The following is a 19890-nucleotide window of genomic DNA, read 5'->3' on the forward strand; positions in this document are numbered from 1 at the left end:
ATCTAAGTTAAAAAACTATATTAATCACAAAGTGATTACAATCAATTAACGCTAGCTTTGCGACTTCGCGCAAGTCAATAAAACCGTGCTACACAGCAAGTTCGCATTATGGCGATAATCGACTGAAATAACAAAATAAGTCGTCGCAAATAACACATTATTCTATTAAATATTTACAGTGATATGACTAACAAATTACAGGGATGTTTTGGCTAAAATTGAATATGTATGCGAGAATATGCAAACATCTTTGTTAATGAATAAGAATGACATATGCGCAATACAGAAAAGCAAGACAACTTAGTTCGTGCATTTAAAGCCTTACTAAAAGAAGAACGTTTTGGCTCACAAGGCGAAATTGTTGATGCTCTAAAACACGAAGGTTTTGAAAGCATCAACCAGTCTAAAGTCTCGCGTATGTTAACCAAGTTTGGTGCCGTTCGAACTCGTAACGCAAAAATGGAGATGGTTTACTGTCTTCCTGCTGAGCTAGGTGTTCCGACCGTTTCTAGCTCTCTAAGAGAATTAGTACTAGATATTGACCACAACAATGCATTGGTGGTGATACACACAGGTCCTGGTGCGGCGCAGCTGATTGCTCGTTTATTAGACTCACTAGGTAAGTCGGAAGGTATACTGGGCGTAGTCGCAGGTGATGATACTATCTTCATTACCCCAACGTTATCGGTTACCACTAAGCAACTGTTTGATTCAGTGTGTGAACTGTTTGAATACGCAGGATAATTGATCGCTGTTTCATAACTATCAGCCTTATTAATGGATCACGAGTATCTATTTGCTTCGTGATCCAAATCACATCCTAGAATATCCATACCTCCCTTCCAAAATCACACTAAACCATTGATTTTAAAAAACTCAGTAGCAAATCAAACACGAGATCAAGACATCATTTGTTAGATTTTTTAGCTATATCTTTTAACATTTGAGTAATTTTCTGCCAATTTTTGATATTATTCAGCCACTTTTTCATCACATGGATTGAAAAAGGTGCCGTTTCCAAATAGGAAACTCCTGAAGCAACTACACTTGTTTCAGGGTTAATAATGAATAAAGGAAGGGAAATTCATGGCATTTACCAAACTTATTAAAGTTGGTGCTATTGCAGCTGCTGTAATGGGCGCTGGCGCTGTTAACGCTCAAGAGTTCATCACGATTGGTACTGGTTCAGTTACGGGTGTTTACTACCCAACTGGTGGTGCGATTTGTAAGCTAGTGAACAAGGGCCGCAAAGACCACAACATTCGTTGTTCTGTAGAGTCTACTGGTGGTTCAATCTACAACGTTAACACCATCCGTGCTGGTGAACTAGATTTCGGTGTTGTTCAATCGGACTGGCAATACCACGGCTACAACGGTACAAGTAAGTTCAAAGATCAGGGCGAATACAAGAAACTTCGCGCGATGTTCTCTCTACATACAGAACCGTTCAACATCATCGCTCGTACTGATGCTGGCATCAACAATGTGTCTGACCTAGCAGGTAAGCGTGTAAACATTGGTAACCCAGGTTCTGGTGACCGTGCAACGATGGGTGTTGTAATGGACGCTATGGGCTGGACTAACGACAGCTTCAAGCTTGCTTCTGAACTTAAAGGTTCTGAGCGTTCACAAGCACTTTGTGATAACAAGATTGATGCATTCATCTACATGGTTGGTCACCCGAACGGATCAATCAAAGAAGCAACAACGTCTTGTGATGCAAAACTGGTTTCAGCAACAGGTCCACAGATCGACAAGATCGTAGCTGAAAACCCATACTACGCTTACAGCACAGTTCCTGCTGGTATGTACCGTGGTACTGACGCTGACGTAAACAGCTTCGGTGTTGCAGCTACTATGGTAACAACTTCAGACGTTTCTGAAGAAGTTGCATACAACGTTGCTAAGGCAGTATTTGAAAACTTTGACACTTTCAAACGCCTACACCCAGCATTTGCTAACCTGAAAAAAGAAGACATGGTTAAAGCGGGTATCTCTATCCCTCTTCACCCAGGCGCAGCAAAATACTACAAAGAAGTGGGCCTTCTAAAGTAACTCTACTTTAAGCTTACTACACCAATAAGGAGGCTAGCCCTCCTTATTGGCTTTTCACGTTTTATAAAAATAATTTAAGTGAAAAGAACAGCCCTTTAAGTTTCTCCAATTTGGAGGACTTACCTTCGTATCAAGCCTAAGACAAAGACGAGCAAAAAACGCATTTCCCTATCCATTCACTACACTAGATAGGAAAGAAATAACGTCTCGTTGTTCGTAAGAAAGGCAGACCATCAATAATAAGGATAAAGTACATGACGCAGACAACATCACCGTCTCCAGATGTGCAAGAAATGGTGGCACAATCAGACACTGGTGCGCGTAGCCCTCGCGGTATCCAAGGCCGTATTTTATGGTTTGTGCCTCTATGTTGGTCACTGTTCCAACTTTGGTATGCATCTCCGCTGCCGTTCATTTTTAACTTCGGAATTTTAAACGATACCGAAGCTCGAGCAATTCACCTTACCTTTGCTATTTTCCTAGCATTTACCGCTTATCCAGCTATGAAGAACTCGCCGCGGGACCATATCCCGGCAGTCGACTGGGTATTAGCGCTTGTAGGTAGTTTTTCAGCTTCTTATATCTATATTTTCTATACTGAACTCGCTGAGCGATCGGGCGCACCAACAACATTCGATATTGTTGCGGCTGTATTCGGTATGGTTTTACTGCTTGAAGCAACACGACGCGCTTTGGGTCCACCTCTTATGGTTGTGGCAGCAGTATTCCTACTTTATACCTTTGGCGGCCCTCACATGCCGGACGTTATTGCCCACAAAGGTGCGAGCCTGAACAAGGCAATGTCGCATCTGTGGCTAACAACTGAAGGTGTATTCGGTGTGGCACTTGGCGTATCAACGTCATTCGTATTCTTGTTTGTACTGTTTGGTGCAATGCTAGAACGTGCTGGCGCCGGTGCTTACTTTATTAAAGTTGCATTCTCACTGCTTGGTCACATGAAAGGCGGCCCAGCGAAAGCAGCCGTTGTCGCATCAGGTCTGTCTGGTTTGGTATCAGGTTCATCTATCGCGAACGTGGTAACCACGGGTACCTTTACTATCCCGCTAATGAAGCGTGTTGGTTTCCCGGGCACAAAAGCCGGTGCGGTAGAAGTCGCGGCTTCAACCAATGGTCAATTAACACCACCTATCATGGGTGCAGCAGCCTTCTTGATGGTTGAGTATGTGGGCATTTCGTATGTAGAAGTAATCAAAGCCGCGCTACTGCCCGCTCTGATCTCTTACATCGCTCTGATTTACATTGTTCATCTAGAAGCATGTAAAGCAGGTATGACTGGCCTACCTCGTCGCCACACACCAACTATCGTACAAAGCTTACTGTCTTTCACGGGTACCATTTTAGGTCTGTGTGTCATCAGCGCCGCGGTTTACTACGGTGTGGGTTGGACGAAAGATGTATTTGGCGATGCGGCAACACCAATCGTAACTGTGGCGCTATTGATCGCTTATGTTGCTCTGGTTCGCGTATCTGCAAAATACGCAGCTGAAGGCGGCATGGAAATCGATGCTGATCTAAAAGAAGTTCCGGATCCGGGGCCAACGATTAAATCTGGTTTGCACTTCCTACTGCCTATCGTAGTACTTGTTTGGTGTTTAACAGTTGAACGTTTCTCTCCAGGTCTGTCGGCATTCTGGGCGACCGTGTTCATGATCTTCATTCTGATCACTCAGCGTCCGTTAATGACTCTGATGAACAAATCAGACGATCTTGCAGAGCAAACTAAAGCTGGCTTCGTTGATCTCGCAGAGAGCTTGGTTTCAGGCGCACGTAACATGATTGGTATCGGTGTCGCGACAGCGGCTGCAGGTACGGTTGTAGGCGTGGTGACTCTAACGGGTATCGGTCTAGTAATGACGGACTTCGTTGAGTTTATCTCAGGCGGTAGCATCATTCTTATGTTGCTATTCACTGCAGTAATCAGCTTGATCTTAGGTATGGGCTTGCCAACAACGGCGAACTACATCGTTGTATCAACGCTGATGGCTCCGGTAATCGTGACCCTAGGCGCTGCGCACGGCTTGATCATTCCATTGATTGCGGTTCACTTATTCGTGTTCTACTTCGGTATTCTTGCAGATGACACACCTCCGGTAGGTCTGGCAGCCTTTGCGGCCGCCGCGATTGCGAAATCCGACCCAATTCGTACAGGTATTCAAGGTTTTACCTATGATATCCGTACCGCAATTCTACCTTTCATGTTCATCTTCAATACTCAACTACTACTGATGGGCATTGATTCTTGGTGGCACTTAGCACTAACGATTTTCTCATCTGTGACTGCGGTACTTATCTTCGCAGCTGCAACACAAGGTTGGTGGTTCACCAAGAACAAGTGGTGGGAAACGGTGCTGCTTATTGCATTAACCTTCACTTTCTTCCGCCCTGGCTTCTGGTGGGACATGATTTACCCAGAGAAAGTTCTTTCACCTGGAGTTGAGATTGCTCAAATCACGGAAAAGCTGGATGTGGGACAATCACTTGAACTTAGAGTGGGTGGCGAAAACTTAGAAGGTGACTATTCTGAACAGACAGTTCGCCTGCCGTTTGAAGATTCTGCGACCTCAAGTGAAGATCGTATTGCCTCTATGGGTCTAATGCTGACTGAATCAGAAGGCAAGATGATTGTTGATATGGTTGAGTTCGGTAGCCCAGCAGAAGCGGCTGGTATTGATTTCGATTGGGAAATCAAATCCGTTATCCAAGATGCAGATCGACCAATGAAAGAGTGGGTATTCTTACCAGCTCTGATCATTTTGATTGGTTTAGCGATGAACCAAAGAAGACGTGCTCGTAAGGATGAGATTAGCGCGTAATGGATAAGGCTGAGTAGTGCTTAGCGCTATTTGGCTTTATTACATGGAAAGGATAATTACAGTGCTAAGTGGAAGCTTAGCGCTGATTAAAAAGAGACGAATACATGTATAGACAAATCCTTGTTCCCGTTGATCTTAACGACAAAGGCTTTTCTGATAAAGCAGTCGAGCTAGCGGTATGGCACGCGAAACACAGCAATGCTGAAGTCCACATTCTGAACGTCCTACCAGGCATTCACATGTCGATGGTGGCGTCTTACTTCCCGAAAGATGCAGCGAACCAAATGAAGCTTGATGTGAAAAATCAGCTCAAAGAGTTTGCTGACAAGCACATTGACGATGAAGTGGTGTATAAAGTTCACGTTGCCGAAGGCAAGACTTACACAACGATTCTAGATTACGCAGAAAAACTGGGCGCTGACCTTATCGTGATGCCTAGCCATAAGCGTTCGAAAATCGACAAAGTTGTGCTTGGTTCTGTTGCAAGCAAAGTGGTACAGAACTCACCAATCAATGTATTGGTAGTTAAGCCGCAAGGCTAAATCACTTAATCGACACAACGATCTAAAAAGGTTGGCCTAAAAGCCAACCTTTTTTGTTTTTCGTTCACGCAATTTAATTCTTCAATCAACTCACTAAGTTCTGCGGATTACCCGCAACAAACCCATCAATATTGTCGATTAAGATATCAGACAGCTTTTGAATTGAACTGTCACTGCCCCACGCAACATGAGGTGTCAGCAATAAGTTAGGTAGGTGACTGTTAGCTAAGAGTGGGTTCGAGTTGTCTGCAGGCTCTTGTGTAAACACGTCCATGCCCGCACCTGCGATCTCATTACCTTTCAAAGCTTCAACCAAAGCTTGTTCATCGACAAGCCCACCACGGCCAGCATTAATTAACACCGCACTTGGTTTCATCATTGCTAGCTCTCGCTGTGAAATCAGATTACGGGTCGCTTCAGTCAATGGACAATGCAAGCTGATCGCATCGGCTTGCTTCAATACCGTATCAAAAGGCAGATACCCCTCTCGACAAGACTCCGCTCCTTTTCGCTCAGCAAAAATCACCTTCATACCTATCGCTTTAGCCAGTATCGCAGTCGCTTGGCCTAAGCTGCCACTACCGATTAAGCCCAATGTGCTGCCTGCAATATCTTGAATCGGATGTGTAAAAAAACAGAACTGCTTGTCCTTTTGCCACTCGCCCGCCTCAATGTCTTTATGATAACCAACAAGGTTTCGTTTAAGTGCAAACAGCATTGCGATGACATGTTCAGGAACCGATTGAATCGCATAGCCTTGCACGTTTGTCACTGCAATGTTTTTAGATTTGCAGTATTCCACATCGACATTATTGACACCGGTCGCTGAAACCGCGATCAACTTGAGTTTTTTCGCACCAGCGAGATTCGACTCATTGAGCACTACCTTGTTAGTGATCACCACATCAGCTTCTTCAACTCGCTCTGATACTTGCTCAGGAGCTGTGAAATCATACTCTACCCATTCATGCTCAAAGCTCAGAGGCTTTAAATGAATTTGAGATGGGATAGTCGCTCTATCGAGAAACACAACATTCAGCGTTGGCATTCTTCTTCCTTGGTTAGATCTATGAATCAGTCCATTCTAAGCTTTTAGCTTACTGTAGTCTGGAAGCTCAAGCGCAATTTCAAAGTGCTGTTCGATTTGTGGGGATGCTTGAGGATAAAAGTCACAGGGAACAAAGGCTTTAAACAACTGATTATTCGCTGGATGATAAAAGCTCAGCTCACACGCATGCAAAGCCAACCTATCACTGTATTCAAATGCTTCTGATGTTGCGTAAAACTCATCGCCCACAATCGGTGCGCCTATTTCCATGCAATGCACTCTCAATTGGTGAGAACGCCCGGTAATTGGCAGTAACTTAAGTAAAGTCGTTTGGAGTTCTTGCTGTTCTACCACATAACGAGTCTGTGATGATTTACCATCCTCGAAACACACTTTTTGCTTCGGCCGGTTTGGCCAATCGCAAATAAGAGGGAGGTCAATCAAACCTTCTGCTTCTTCTACTGAACCCCATACTCGGGCGTAATAGAGTTTGTGTGTCAGTCGATATTGAAATTGCTTCTTCAAATGACGCTCAGCTTGTTTGTGTTTAGCGAGCAGCATCAAGCCTGAGGTCGACATGTCCAATCGATGAACGACTTGAATCTCTGGAAATTCGACAACCAAGCGACTCCACATACTGTCGTAATGCTCAGGTAACCTACCCGGAACAGAAAGCAGGCCTGCAGGCTTGTTCACCACAAGAATATCGTCATCTTGATAAACAATATCAATCCACGGTTCACGTGGTGGTGTGTACTGTTCTAACGCCATTGAAGCCTCTTAATTGCTAGTGAACAAATAATTCACGGTTGATTCGTTTATAAATAAATACAATTTTCAATATTTTCGTACATAAAAGTTGACGGCTTTACAAAACATGGTATTGATAGGGTAACGGATAATAAGAAGTCAGCATCAAAGGAAAAACGATGGACAGTACGGTTAAAACCACCAACACAAAAACACCAACCTCAGCTCCCCTATCAAGTTTAATTAAGTCTCTTGGCCCAGGCGTTATGATGGCCGCAGCGGCTGTAGGTGGTTCTCACTTAGTCGCCTCAACCAAGGCGGGTGCGATTTATGGTTGGCAGCTTGCCGCTCTCATTATCCTCGTTAACGTATTTAAATATCCATTCTTCAGAGCCGGCATCCAATACACGCTAGGAACGGGTCAAAGCTTGGTGGAAGGTTACTCTAACCTAGGCCGCCCATACCTTGTGATCTTTTCGATCTTGAGTGCCATATCTGCGGTCGTGAATACCGCTGCCCTGCTATTATTCAGTGCAAGCCTACTCAGTTACTTTGTTCCTTTCGATTTAGCCACTAGCACCTTGTGCATGATCGTTTTAGCGACCTGTTTGATCATTCTGTTTGCTGGCCATTATCGTGCTCTAGATACACTATCTAAAGCGATCATGGCGGTCTTAACCATCACAACCTTAGCTGCAGTCGCCATTGCTATCGGCTCTCCAGTCGAACCTGATGCTGCTTTTGTTCCACCGTCGCCTTGGTCATTGGCTGCTATTGGTTTTATCGTGGTGACCATGGGTTGGATGCCTGCGCCTATCGAAATATCAAGCATCACCTCTATGTGGCTAAAAAGCCAAAAAGAGAAGCAGGAAGTGACCGCACAATCAGCGCTGTTCGACTTTAACGTTGGCTACATTGGTACGGCGCTGCTTGCTTTAGTATTCGTTGCGTTAGGCGCGCTAGTACTTCACGGTTCGGGAGTTGAACTGTCTCGCTCCGGTGTTGGCTTTACTCATCAATTGGTCGGCATCTACGCTTCGACAATTGGTGAATGGTCTCGCCCGTTAATCGCTCTTATCGCTTTCTTCTGTATCTTTGGTAGCACCATTACCGTTATCGATGGCTACTCACGCGTGCTTGCTGAATCACAACGTCTATTATTCAAAAAAGATTCAAGCCCAAGAATGCTGCAAGGCTGGATAATCATTGTCTCTATCGCGGCACTCGCGATTGTGATGTTCTTTAGCGCAGCACTGATGCCTATGCTCGATTTCGCAATGGTACTCGCGTTTGCAACAACGCCATTCTTCGCTCTGCTTAATTTCATCTTGGTCAACAAAGCTAAGCTTCCAGAAGCGCTAGCCATTGGCAGCAAACTAAAATGGTTGTCTGTAGCAGGTCTTGTTTACCTATTTGGTTTCCTAGCGGTATTTGTTTGGTGGAAGTGGTTAATGTAACCAGCTACTTGAATTGTTAATTAAGCTACAGATACAAATAAAGCCTTCATAATGAAGGCCTTATTTCGTTGAAGCATTTCGCTAATTCAAAACTAGTTGTGAGAAACCACAATCAAGCGTAATGAATCTAGCTGAACCTGAGCTTTGCTGATGTAACCGGTCAGTTCATTGATTTGAGCTTCGATTACCTCTAGCTCTTCATCACGAATATTAGGATTCACGGCTTTAAGCGCTTGTAGACGCTCTAATTCACCGTTCAGGTTAGTCTGCATATCTCGTTGAGCTTGTTCACGCACTTCTTCCACTTTAGGAAGTACGTGCGTCTCACCCGCTTCGATTAGCTTGTGAATTTCACCTTGTACCGAGTTAACTAGCTTGCTCGCTAGGTGACGGTTTACAGGGCTTAATTGACGGTTAAAGCTGTCGAACTCAACCTGAGCTGATAAGTCATTACCACGGCCATCCATCATCAAACGAATTGGCGTCTTAGGCAAGAACTGGCTGATACCGCTGCGTTTCGGCGCTTGCGCATCCACAAGGTAAACCAGCTCAAGCAGGATAGTACCCACTGGCAGCGCTTTGTTTTTCAGTAGTGATACCGCTGATGCACCAACACCTTCACTCAGTAGCAGATCGATACCGCCCTGAATCATTGGGTGTTCCCAGCTAATGAAGTTCATGTCTTCACGAGAAAGCGCAGTATCACGATCAAACGTGATGGTTGCGCCTTCGTATGGTAAGCCTGGGTAGCTTGGCACCATCATGTGCTCAGACGGCGTTACAACCAGAGCATTCTCACCCTTGTCGTCTTGGTTCAAGCCAATCGTATCGAACAGGCTTAGTGCAAACGTTACTAGGTTAGTGTCGCCGTCAGTCGAGGCAATCTTCTCTGCAATTTCATGCGCTTTGTCGCCGCCGTTTGAGTGCATTTCTAATAGGCGATCACGGCCTTTTTCTAGATCTGATTTCAGGCTTTGATTTAGCTTGGCAGACTCTTCAATCACTTCATCAAGTTGCTCAGTGTTACCAGAAGCCAGCATCTCGATAAGAACATCTGAGTACTTATCGTAAACCGTGCGACCCGTTGGACAAGTTTCCGCAAATGCATTCAGACCTTCATCGAACCAACGCGCAAGGATCGCCTGTGATGTGCCTTTTAGGTAAGGAACATGAATGTCGATATCACGCAGCTGACCGATACGGTCCAAACGGCCAATACGTTGCTCAAGCAAGTCTGGGTTGAATGGAAGATCGAACATCACAAGTTGGTTAGCGAACTGGAAGTTACGACCTTCAGAGCCGATTTCACTACAGATAAGAACCTGAGCGCCGCCCTCTTCTTGAGCAAAGTAAGCCGCAGCTTTATCACGCTCTAGAATCGACATGCCTTCGTGAAATACGGTTGCACGCACACCTTCACGCTCACGCAGTGCTTGCTCTAATTGAAGAGCCGTACTTGCACGAGAGGCGATCACTAGGATTTTCTCGCTGCGCTTGTCTTGGATCTTTTCAATCAACCAGTTAACACGTGAGTCGAACTGCCACCAGCTTGAATCTTCACCTTCAAACTCTTGGAAGATCTCTTCTGGATACAGCATCTTCATTGCACGAGCTTCGGGAGCCATTTTGCCTCCGATCATGCCAGATACACGCATTGAGGTTGTGTACTGCGTTGGAATCTCCATCGGCAGTAGGTTTACATTACGCTTAGGGAAGCCTTTGATTGCAGCACGTGTGTTTCTGAAAAGAACACGGCCGGTACCATGGCGATCCATAAGGTTATCAATCAGTTCTTGGCGAGCTAACGCTTGCTCTTCTTCGCTGCTATCACCTTCAATCACACGGAACAGAGGCTCAACATCTTGCTCAGAAAGCAGTTCCGTAATCTGGTTCTTCGCGCTGTTTTCAAGCTTCACTCTAGAGAACAGAGCCGTTACTGCATCAGCAACCGGTGCGTATTGGTCTTCTTCTTCAACGAATGCTTCGTAATCGTAGAAGCGATCAGGATCAAGCAGACGCAGACGTGCAAAGTGGCTCTCACGACCAAGCTGTTCAGGCGTTGCTGTTAGTAGTAGCACACCAGACGTATTTTCCGCTAAGCCTTCAACCACTTGGTATTCACGGCTTGGTTTGTCTTGGCTCCACTCAAGGTGGTGCGCTTCATCGACAACCAACAAGTCCCACTCGCCTTCAAGTGCTTGCTCGTAGCGCTTACGGCTCTTACGTAGGAAGTCCAAAGAACACAGAACGTACTGCTGGGTATCAAACGGGTTGTCTGATTCAGCAAACGCTTCAATACAACGCTCTTCATCGAAGATAGAAAAATGCAGGTTGAAACGGCGCATCATCTCTACTAACCATTGGTGTTGTAGAGTTTCAGGAACCACAATCAGAATGCGTTCAGCACGGCCAGACAGCACCTGTTGGTGGATGATCATGCCCGCTTCGATGGTTTTACCTAGGCCCACTTCATCAGCCAGTAAAACGCGCGGAGCGTGACGACGACCCACTTCATGAGCGATGTATAGCTGATGAGGGATCAAGCCAGCACGCATACCACACAAGCCACGCATCGGGCTCTTGTGTTGTTGGTACTGGTTGCTTAGCGCACGGTAACGCAACACAAAGTTATCCATACGGTCGATTTGACCTGCGTATAGCTTATCTTGTGGCTTGTTAAAGCGGATCTGGTTGCTTAAGAAGATTTCACGCAGAGTGACTTCTGTTTCTTGGGTATCTTCGCGAGTACCTAAGTAGGTTAGCAGCCCTTTGTCTTCGATAACTTCTTCGACAGACAGAGACCAACCTTCTTGGCATTCGATGACATCGCCTACATTAAACGTTACTCGGGTTACGGGAGCATCAGTACGTGCATAAACACGGTTTTCTTCTGACGCTGCAAACATTAGTGTCACTGTGCGAGCATCCATTGCTACAACGGTACCTAAACCTAAATCGCTCTCCGTATCGCTTATCCAGCGTTGCCCCAAAGCAAATGTCATGAATCGACTACCTCAATCTTATAGTTGGAATTTGGTCTTCTTAACTGCAGTTTTAAACAAGAACATTATCGCTCCTGAACTAAAAATATAGCCAAAAATGTCTAGTTTGCAGCCACTTTTTAAGTGCGCTCTCAATAATAAATATCTCGAAAAAATGGTGCAGAAAAAGGTCGCTAATCTTACTCGATGCTGTGATTTAGGTCACGCCTAAAGGAGATGATTTCATGCTTTTTTTCTGTTTTCGCCAGTGCAATCAAACTGTCAAAAATTCATGGTTAATCTATAGGTAGCAGATTGCTGCTCTCAAACGAATACACCATATTCACTCGTAACGATATGGTGCTGTTCCTCTAGATGAAGTTTAGGTGAGTAGTTGACTATCACCAGAATCAGATACTAATCTTTATATGAGCTTTATCTACGTTCAATGAATGCAAGGCAAGCCGCACGTCGGCAAGGAGATGCTATGGGCGAGACCAACCGGAAGCTATTTGTTTTAGACACCAATATCCTACTTCACGAACCCTTCGCTATATTTTCTTTCCAAGAGCACGATGTCGTTATCCCCATGACAGTGCTAGAAGAACTCGACAGAATCAAAGACAGTAAAAGAGACGTTGCTCGAGATGCGAGAATTGCGATTCGAACGCTCGAAGACCTGTTCAGGGAAGCCACACCAGACCAAATATCGGAAGGCATCCCTTTTTCTAAAGACATAAATGCATCTGGCAGTATTTCAATACTCGCTGACTACGAACTTCAAGAAAGCATCAAAGCCTTTGCCGATGACAAGGCGGGCGATAACCGAATCCTCAACGCTGTCCTCTATCTTCAAAATAAACGCGCACCACGCGAAGTGGTTCTCATCACCAAAGACATCAATATGCGTTTACGAGCAAAAGGCGCCGGTGTACGTTTTGTTGAAGACTATCAAACTGACCAACTGATTGATGATATCCAATACCTCACCAAAGGCTTCCAACAACTGGAAGGCTCATTTTGGGATGGTATCGATAATGTCGAGAGCAGAAGTTTAGGCGGCAAGACGCTGCACACCTTAGCAAGAGCGCCGTTCGAGCCAACCTTCCTCAACCAATATGTGATTGACGAAGAAAGTGACTTTGCCGCTCGAGTCGAGGAGATTGAGCCGGAAAGCATTACCCTGAGAGACCTCAGCCGCGAAAGATTGATGAATCGCAGAGCATGGGACATCACACCAAAGAACGTCTATCAAGGCATGGCGATTGATGCGCTGCTCGACCCTGATATTGATCTTGTGATTCTCACTGGCGCCGCAGGTAGTGGTAAGACACTGCTTGCTATGGCTGCTGCACTTGAACAAACCATTGAACGTAAGCAATTCGATAAGATCATCGTAACCCGCAACACCCCTGATATTGGTGAATCGATAGGTTTCCTTCCGGGTACAGAGGAAGAGAAAATGTTGCCTTGGTTAGCCGCAGTGACCGATACACTGGAAGCGCTGCACAAGAACGACCACTGCACAGAAGGCTCGATGAAGTACATCTGTGACAAAGCCAATATCCAGTTCAAATCAATCAACTTCATGCGTGGCCGCTCGATTCAAAATGCCTTTGTGCTTTTGGATGAGTGTCAGAACCTCACCGCTTCACAGATAAAAACCATCATCACCCGTTGTGGTGAAGGTACTAAGATCGTCTGCTCAGGTAACTTAGCGCAGATAGATTCTTCTTACCTAACCCCTGTGACTTCAGGCTTAACCTACATGGTTGAGCGTTTTAAAAACTTCGAAGGCAGTGCCAACATCCACCTCAATGGTGTGGTGCGTAGCCGACTAGCTGAGTTTGCGGAAGAGAACATGTAGTGACTCTATACGCTCACTGAATCAGTAATCTAAAAACAAAAAGCGCCTCACATTGGAGGCGCTTTTCAATTTAATATTTTGAAGTAAGTCGGCAGAGGTTAGTCTGAATTACTCAGTACCACCAACGGTTAGCGAGTCTAGTTTCAATGTTGGTTGACCAACACCCACTGGCACACTTTGACCAGCCTTACCACACACACCCACACCACGGTCGATGCTTAGGTCGTTACCCACCATAGACACCTGCTGCATCGCTTCGATACCAGAACCGATTAGCGTCGCGCCTTTCACTGGGTGAGTGATCTTACCGTTTTCAATCATGTACGCTTCAGACGCTGAGAATACGAACTTACCTGATGTGATATCGACCTGACCGCCACCGAAGTTCGGTGCGTAGATACCTTTCTCAACCGTCGCGATGATCTCTTCCGGTGTGTGTTCGCCCGGTAGCATGTATGTATTCGTCATACGTGGCATTGGAAGATGCGCGTATGACTCACGACGACCATTACCTGTCGGTGCTACACCCATTAGACGAGCGTTCAGCTTATCTTGCATGTAACCTTTTAGGATGCCGTTTTCGATTAACGTATTGTACTGACCGTTAACACCTTCATCATCGACGTTCAATGAACCGCGTAGATCCGTTAATGTACCGTCATCGACAATCGTACATAGGCTTGAAGTTACTTGCTCACCAACTTTGCCGGAGAATACTGACGACTCTTTACGGTTGAAGTCGCCTTCTAAACCGTGGCCTACCGCTTCATGCAGCAGAACGCCCGGCCAACCAGAACCAAGAACCACAGGCATGGCACCAGCAGGCGCTGCAACCGCTTCAAGGTTAACTAATGCTTGGCGAATCGCTTCATCCGCAAATTGGTAAGCAACTTGAGTGCCTTTGTCATCACTTAAGAAGAAGTCGTAACCAAAACGGCCACCACCACCAGCGCTACCACGCTCACGACGATCACCCTTCTGTGCAAGTACGCTAATAGACAAGCGAACCAGCGGACGAATATCACCAGCGTAAGTGCCATCAGTCGCAGCAACCAGCATCTGCTCATGCACACCACTTAAACTCACCGATACTTCAGTCACCATCGGCTCTTTAGTGCGAATGTAAGCATCTAATGATTTTAGTAATTCTGTTTTCTGCTGTTTTTCCCAACTCGCAAGCGGGTTAACTGCATCATAGTAAGCTTGATTAGAGTTGCGTTTGAACGCTTGAACCTTGCCGTTTTGACCTTGTTTAGCAATACCACGAGCCGCAATTGCGCTCTGCTTAAGACCATCCAATTGGATTTGGTCAGAGTAAGCAAAACCAGTCTTTTCACCAGATACTGCACGAACGCCAACACCGCAATCGATATTGAAAGAGCCGTCTTTAATAATGCTGTCTTCTAGCACTAAAGATTCGTGCCAGCTTGACTGAAAGTAGATATCAGCATAATCAATTTGGCGGGTAGCAATACTCGCCAATGTATCTGCGATATTTTGCTCCGTAAGCCCTGTCGGGTTCAGTAGCGCTTCTTCAATTTGATTAATGCTCATAGATGGCTCTTGTTTGTAATTAAAATTGATTGGTAAATCGAGAGTGTTGCGCGATGGGCATATTTTGCCTAATGGACTCGCAACTGGATGTGTCTATCTCAACCACCATACTTTTAGGATCTTGGTCTAACTGTGCGACCACTCGTCCCCATGGATCAACCACCATTGAGTGTCCCCATGTTTCTCTTTGGCAAGGGTGTTTTCCGCCTTGACCTACCGCGACAATCCACGACTGTGTTTCAACCGCGCGGCATCTTAATAGTACTTCCCAGTGCGCTTGACCCGTTACCGCTGTAAAAGCCGCAGGCACCACAATGATTTGTGCCCCTTGCTTACGTAACTCTGAATACAAGTGTGGAAAGCGCACATCATAACAAATACTCAAACCTAAGCGACCAAAAGGCGTTTCCGCTGTCACAACTTGGTTGCCCGGAGTGAAAATATCCGACTCTCGATAGCACTTATGGGCGTCAGCGACATCCACATCAAACATGTGTAGCTTGTCGTAATGAGCAACGAGGCAACCAAAATCATCAATAACCAAGGTGGTGGTCGTCACTCCGTTAGTTGTGCTTATCGGCATACTGCCAATGACGATCCAAATTCTGTGAAGCTTTGCTAGCTCAGAGATTTTCTTTTGCAGTGGGCCATCATTAAAAGGCTCAGCACACTGGTGATAGTCGGCTTTACTGCCAAAAACTAACGCGTTTTCAGGGCAAACAACCCACTTAGCCCCCAACTCTTTGCACTTTGCAACTTCTTGAGCAAGGTACTCAAAGTTCAATTCAGGGCTGGGGCCAGATGTCATTTGAATCAACCCAACACAATCCATGTGTATCGCTCCTCCATTCATTATGATTCAGAAATCAGCATTTCACCGTATATTCGCTGACTCGGGCATAAGGTCTTTTCGGCTAATTTAAGGCCTATTCGGCTAATTTTCTCAGCTTCTCTGGCAGCTGAAACTCGCCAGAGCTACGAGAAAGTTCGCTCACCGTTGGTGAATCCAATGGTCCTTTCACCGAATAATTTACTTGGGTAAAGACTTCCACAACTGGCGAGATAACCGTGGTCACCGCCAATACGTACAGCGCCGTTTGAGGGGTTACCGCAAAGGCCGTTAATACGGGAATACCCGAGGTAATATCTGGGGTAAAGTTCACCTCAGCATCAACCTGACGCGTGTTGAGGTTAGCGATACCTTTGATTTTCATCTCACCTGCGACCGCATCCATGTTCAGATCATTGGTCAGGAAGATACCATTTTGAATCTCGCCCGTTCCGGTGATGCTGTTGAAGGCCATACCTTTATCAAACACATCTGAGAAATCGAGCTGCATCTTACGGATGATCGAATCTAGGCTAAACAGGCCAAGTAATCGAGCTGCGCCGCTCACATCCGAGATAATGCCTTTACCAAACTTGGTTTTAACGTTGCCATCAAGGGTATCCATTTTGATTCCCCAAGGCGAACCATCCCAATTTAGTTGACCTTCCAACGCGAATGGCGCTTTTTGAATCCCGGAAGTAATACCAAAGCGCTCCATGAGCTCGCTGTTGTTTTCACCCTCAACATCAACGGTTAACGATGAATGACTCTTGTCACCTTGCAGTTCCCACCAGCCACTCACATCCGCTTTGTTACCGCCGCTTCGCACCTGGATTTTGTTCCACTCGATACGATCTTCGTTCCTCGTCATTTCAACATCGACCTTACCCACCTTGTAGCCTTGCAGCCAAAAGTCGTTCAGCGTCAGGGTCAGGTTTGGCATCGCATCGTGGATCTCTCTATCCAATTTGGATATCAATGGCGCAGCTTGTTCTTTACGTTGCAGCAGTTGCTGATCTTGGTTGTTCTTATCACTCCACTCAGGAACAAACAGATGCAGACGATCCAGTGAAACTGTCAAATCATAAGGAGGCAGGTAGTTAATATCCCCTTCTAGCTCTTGGCTAGACACTTCCATTTGCCACGCCTGTTTGTTCTTACTAGCACTAAAATCGACGTCATTCCAAGAGATACCACCCAAGATCAGCTCTTTACTCTCAAAGGTAATACGGCTTGGCGCAGGTATGGTTGGCGTGTTCATTTGACTAAGTACAGCCGTTGAAGGCTTTACCGGTTCCATTACAACCGATAACCAATCATCGGCATTGAATTTGTCTGTACGAATCAGGGCGTGATGGCCCACCACCGGGCTAATTTTGTAGCCACCGCGACCAAGCACTAAGTTGGTCGCCGTTAACTCAGGCACGTCGCCTGTGATATCAATCTCAGCTTGGTACTTGGTGTTTGGCAATTGCAGGCGCGCGGTAATCGTCTCTTGGTTACCCGATGCCTGTAGCCTTGCAGAGCCACTTTCTAGTGATTTTTTCGCCAATGGATATGGGTAATCACTCGCCAAGTATTTTAGGTCTGACTGTAAGTCTAGTTGGTAGGTAAAGCCGATATCATTCAGCTGGATATCAATCTGGCTTTGCCATTGCGCATGACCTGATAAGCGGCTTAACCATTGCTCACCGATGTAAGGTTCTAGAGGCTTGACGTCCCAATCACCTAACACATCAATATCAACTGCATAGCCAGGACCATCATTAAGGCCCTTAAAATCAAGCGAGATACCTTGGTTAAGCAGATCCGCAGCGAGGCCATTTGCCGTCACTACGTCATTATCAAATTCAATTCGACCCGTGGTGTTCTCGAGCACCATTGGCGGCGCTTCAATCTCAACATGGTTGCCACTTAAGTCGGCGTAACCCCATGCTCTTGCTTCTTTTTCAGAATCAAACGGAATATTCAGCTGGAACTCAGAAGAGACATCACCACTCACTTGAAGTGCGGTTAAGGCTGCGCCTACCGAGCCCACCAGTGGCGAAGACGTCATGTAATCGCGTACTGCGTTGCCAGACGCCGTCGCTTTAGCTTCAATTTCAATATGGCCGCCTTCCCCTAAATAAGGAATGCGTCCTGTGATTCGATCTGCCGTCACATCCATCAGTTGAGCTGAGCGAGAATCCAGATGCATCGCATCATTTTCAAACAACAGATCAAGCTGAAGATCAGTAATCAGTGGCCACGCGGTATCAAAGCTGAATTTCGCATCTTCTAAGCCAACCCAAACCTGGAAAATACCATCGTGGTTAGTGTATGGGTATTGAGACAAATCACCATGCCACAACAGTTTTACGGTATCCGCTTTACCGGCTTGAATCGCAGTTGAAAGGTAGTCTGTTAGATCTTGCCCAAGAGCCAGTGTAGGTAAGTAGCGCCATGTTTCACCGACATTGTAAGCGTCCGCTTCGCCGTAGAAGGATAAAAACGGGCTCGCATCTTTTGGGAAGTCTAAGCGGAATGCGCCTAGTACTTGTAAATCGGGGGTGGCAGCTGTGATTTTGTCTGACCACAGCTTCCAGCCGTTTTCATCTTGCTGCCAAACAATATCAACCTGACCTTGTTTGATATTCAAAGGCGCTTGGAATACGTCACCATAAGGGAACACATCGTCAATAACATGCAGGCTAGCTTTCGCTTCCGAGGCCGAACCAAACACACTACCAGACACTTGGCTAAAGCCTGGGACTAGTTCCCACTGCTCGATAGCAAGATCAGAAAAACTGGCTGAATAACGTAAACTGTCAATTCCCGAACCCATGGAAACACGGATATCAGAAACAGAGCCGCCCGGCGCCAATACGTTAATCATTTTGGTTGATTGTTCAGAGTCAGGCAGCAGCTTAATCAACGGAGTAATAGTCGCAATATCCAGCTCAGAAATGTTGAGTTGCCATGGACCTTGATTCCACTTGAACGCTACGTCGAGTTCCGGCCAAGGTGTGTCATCCGTTCTAAGGTTTAGTGAGTGACCATTTACTTGCCAACCATCATCAGTCGGCGACAACTTAAAGACACCGGACTCAAGCATGAGGTCATGCTCGCCATCTTCGTTCCACGCCAGTTCTGAGGGTAAAACCTCAACATAAGCGCTCACTGGCTTGCTATTTCGCAGCGTAAGCCAGCTATTCAAGCTCACAGTACCCGTTTCAATGCCGGATTCCGCCTGCATATAATGCGTAAGCCATGGCTTAACAGAAATGCTGTCGGCACTGACATAAAACTCACCAGTCACATCAGTCAGTGACCCACCATCAATAAAGTTAGCACTCACTGACAGAGAGTTTAGATTGGCATCTTTGATACTCACCACACCTTCAGCAAGGTGATGTTTGTCTGAATTTTGCCATTTTAAGGTTTCTATATCGAGCTGACGTTCTTCACCCGAAACAGAGTGATAAAGAATAGAAGAATCTTTTGCAGTTACATCGACGAGTGTTTTTAGCAGTAAATTATCGAGCTCTTGTATCACTCGCTTGGAAGACTCGGGATCTGTAGGTTCGTCTTTGCCATTTTGTCCGGCAAACAGATCAATTGAGCGGATATCAAGATACATTTGATTCATGACTAGATCGGCCACAACCGGGCGCATCTGCACGAGCGATTGAATCAAGTCAAACTCGACTTCAACACGCTCAACAGAGAAGGTCACATCTTCTGCATTGGGGAGGCTAGCTTTAACGCCTTGCAGAGCAATAGAGGGGTGAGTGTTACGCCAAAAACCGCCCACGTCTTGAATCGAAAAATCAAAACCGGAGTGTTGGTTTACCCAAAGCTCAATTTCAGATTGATACTTGTTTAAATTGGGCAAGGCTACACGCAGTGTAGTAACGGCAATGGCTAGCGTTACTAAGAGAGTAACCACTAACCATAAACATGCACGTAGAATCAGAGTAACGCTTGAGCTCAC

General features: G+C 45.9%; 12 protein-coding genes. 6 read left to right on the top strand and 6 right to left on the bottom strand.

The genetic code is table 11. The annotated features are described in order from the left end of the window. The first annotated feature begins 273 nt into the window (after positions 1–273). From argR to AB6D06_RS09725, 4 genes are all read left to right on the top strand, one after another. Positions 274–744, top strand: coding sequence for a transcriptional regulator ArgR (argR, locus tag AB6D06_RS09710; RefSeq protein ID WP_004740827.1), 471 nt, complete (start codon positions 274–276; stop codon positions 742–744). Between the two features lie 342 nt (positions 745–1086). Beyond that, positions 1087–2055 carry a TAXI family TRAP transporter solute-binding subunit gene (locus tag AB6D06_RS09715; RefSeq protein ID WP_017061374.1) on the top strand — a complete coding sequence of 323 codons (969 nt, stop codon included), beginning with the start codon at positions 1087–1089 and terminating at the stop codon, positions 2053–2055. 254 nt (positions 2056–2309) lie between these two features. Beyond that, positions 2310–4889 carry a TRAP transporter permease gene (locus AB6D06_RS09720; RefSeq protein WP_229647482.1) on the top strand — a complete coding sequence of 860 codons (2580 nt, stop codon included), beginning with the start codon at positions 2310–2312 and terminating at the stop codon, positions 4887–4889. A 104-nt stretch (positions 4890–4993) separates the two neighbouring features. Next, entirely contained in the window at positions 4994–5431 is a 438-nt protein-coding gene (locus AB6D06_RS09725; RefSeq protein WP_048609641.1) for a universal stress protein, read from the top strand. Between the two features lie 85 nt (positions 5432–5516). Here AB6D06_RS09725 and AB6D06_RS09730 read toward each other — a convergent pair whose 3' ends face one another. After that, entirely contained in the window at positions 5517–6479 is a 963-nt protein-coding gene (locus AB6D06_RS09730; RefSeq protein WP_372110148.1) for a D-2-hydroxyacid dehydrogenase, read from the bottom strand. A 36-nt stretch (positions 6480–6515) separates the two neighbouring features. Then, a complete protein-coding gene (gene rluA / locus AB6D06_RS09735; protein WP_136973949.1) occupies positions 6516–7250 on the bottom strand; it encodes a bifunctional tRNA pseudouridine(32) synthase/23S rRNA pseudouridine(746) synthase RluA in 735 nt (244 codons plus the stop codon). A gap of 158 nt (positions 7251–7408) precedes the next feature. Here rluA and AB6D06_RS09740 point away from each other — a divergent pair, with 158 nt between their 5' ends. Next, on the top strand, positions 7409–8686 hold the full coding sequence (locus AB6D06_RS09740) for an NRAMP family divalent metal transporter (RefSeq protein ID WP_372110149.1): 1278 nt from the start codon (positions 7409–7411) through the stop codon (positions 8684–8686). Between the two features lie 92 nt (positions 8687–8778). Here the strand turns inward: AB6D06_RS09740 and rapA are convergent, their stop codons facing one another. Beyond that, positions 8779–11688: an RNA polymerase-associated protein RapA gene (gene rapA, locus AB6D06_RS09745; RefSeq protein WP_372110150.1), complete on the bottom strand. Its 2910-nt coding sequence runs from the start codon at positions 11686–11688 to the stop codon at positions 8779–8781. Between the two features lie 466 nt (positions 11689–12154). Here rapA and AB6D06_RS09750 point away from each other — a divergent pair, with 466 nt between their 5' ends. Next, positions 12155–13534: a PhoH family protein gene (locus AB6D06_RS09750; RefSeq protein WP_017062953.1), complete on the top strand. Its 1380-nt coding sequence runs from the start codon at positions 12155–12157 to the stop codon at positions 13532–13534. Positions 13535–13642: 108 nt separating this feature from the next. Here AB6D06_RS09750 and tldD read toward each other — a convergent pair whose 3' ends face one another. The 3 genes from tldD to AB6D06_RS09765 all read right to left on the bottom strand — a co-directional run bounded on the left by tldD (position 13643) and on the right by AB6D06_RS09765 (position 19890). Then, complete coding sequence (gene tldD / locus AB6D06_RS09755; RefSeq protein WP_017061366.1) at positions 13643–15088, bottom strand: metalloprotease TldD; 1446 nt, start codon at positions 15086–15088, stop codon at positions 13643–13645. A 19-nt stretch (positions 15089–15107) separates the two neighbouring features. Next, complete coding sequence (locus AB6D06_RS09760) at positions 15108–15920, bottom strand: carbon-nitrogen hydrolase family protein (RefSeq protein ID WP_017061365.1); 813 nt, start codon at positions 15918–15920, stop codon at positions 15108–15110. A 94-nt stretch (positions 15921–16014) separates the two neighbouring features. Further along, the gene (locus AB6D06_RS09765; protein ID WP_017061364.1) at positions 16015–19890 is read right to left on the bottom strand and encodes a YhdP family protein; all 3876 of its coding nucleotides are present in this window, start codon (positions 19888–19890) and stop codon (positions 16015–16017) included.

The sequence above is a fragment of the Vibrio sp. 10N.239.311.G01 genome (assembly GCF_041465805.1).
Classification (GTDB): domain Bacteria; phylum Pseudomonadota; class Gammaproteobacteria; order Enterobacterales; family Vibrionaceae; genus Vibrio; species Vibrio crassostreae_C.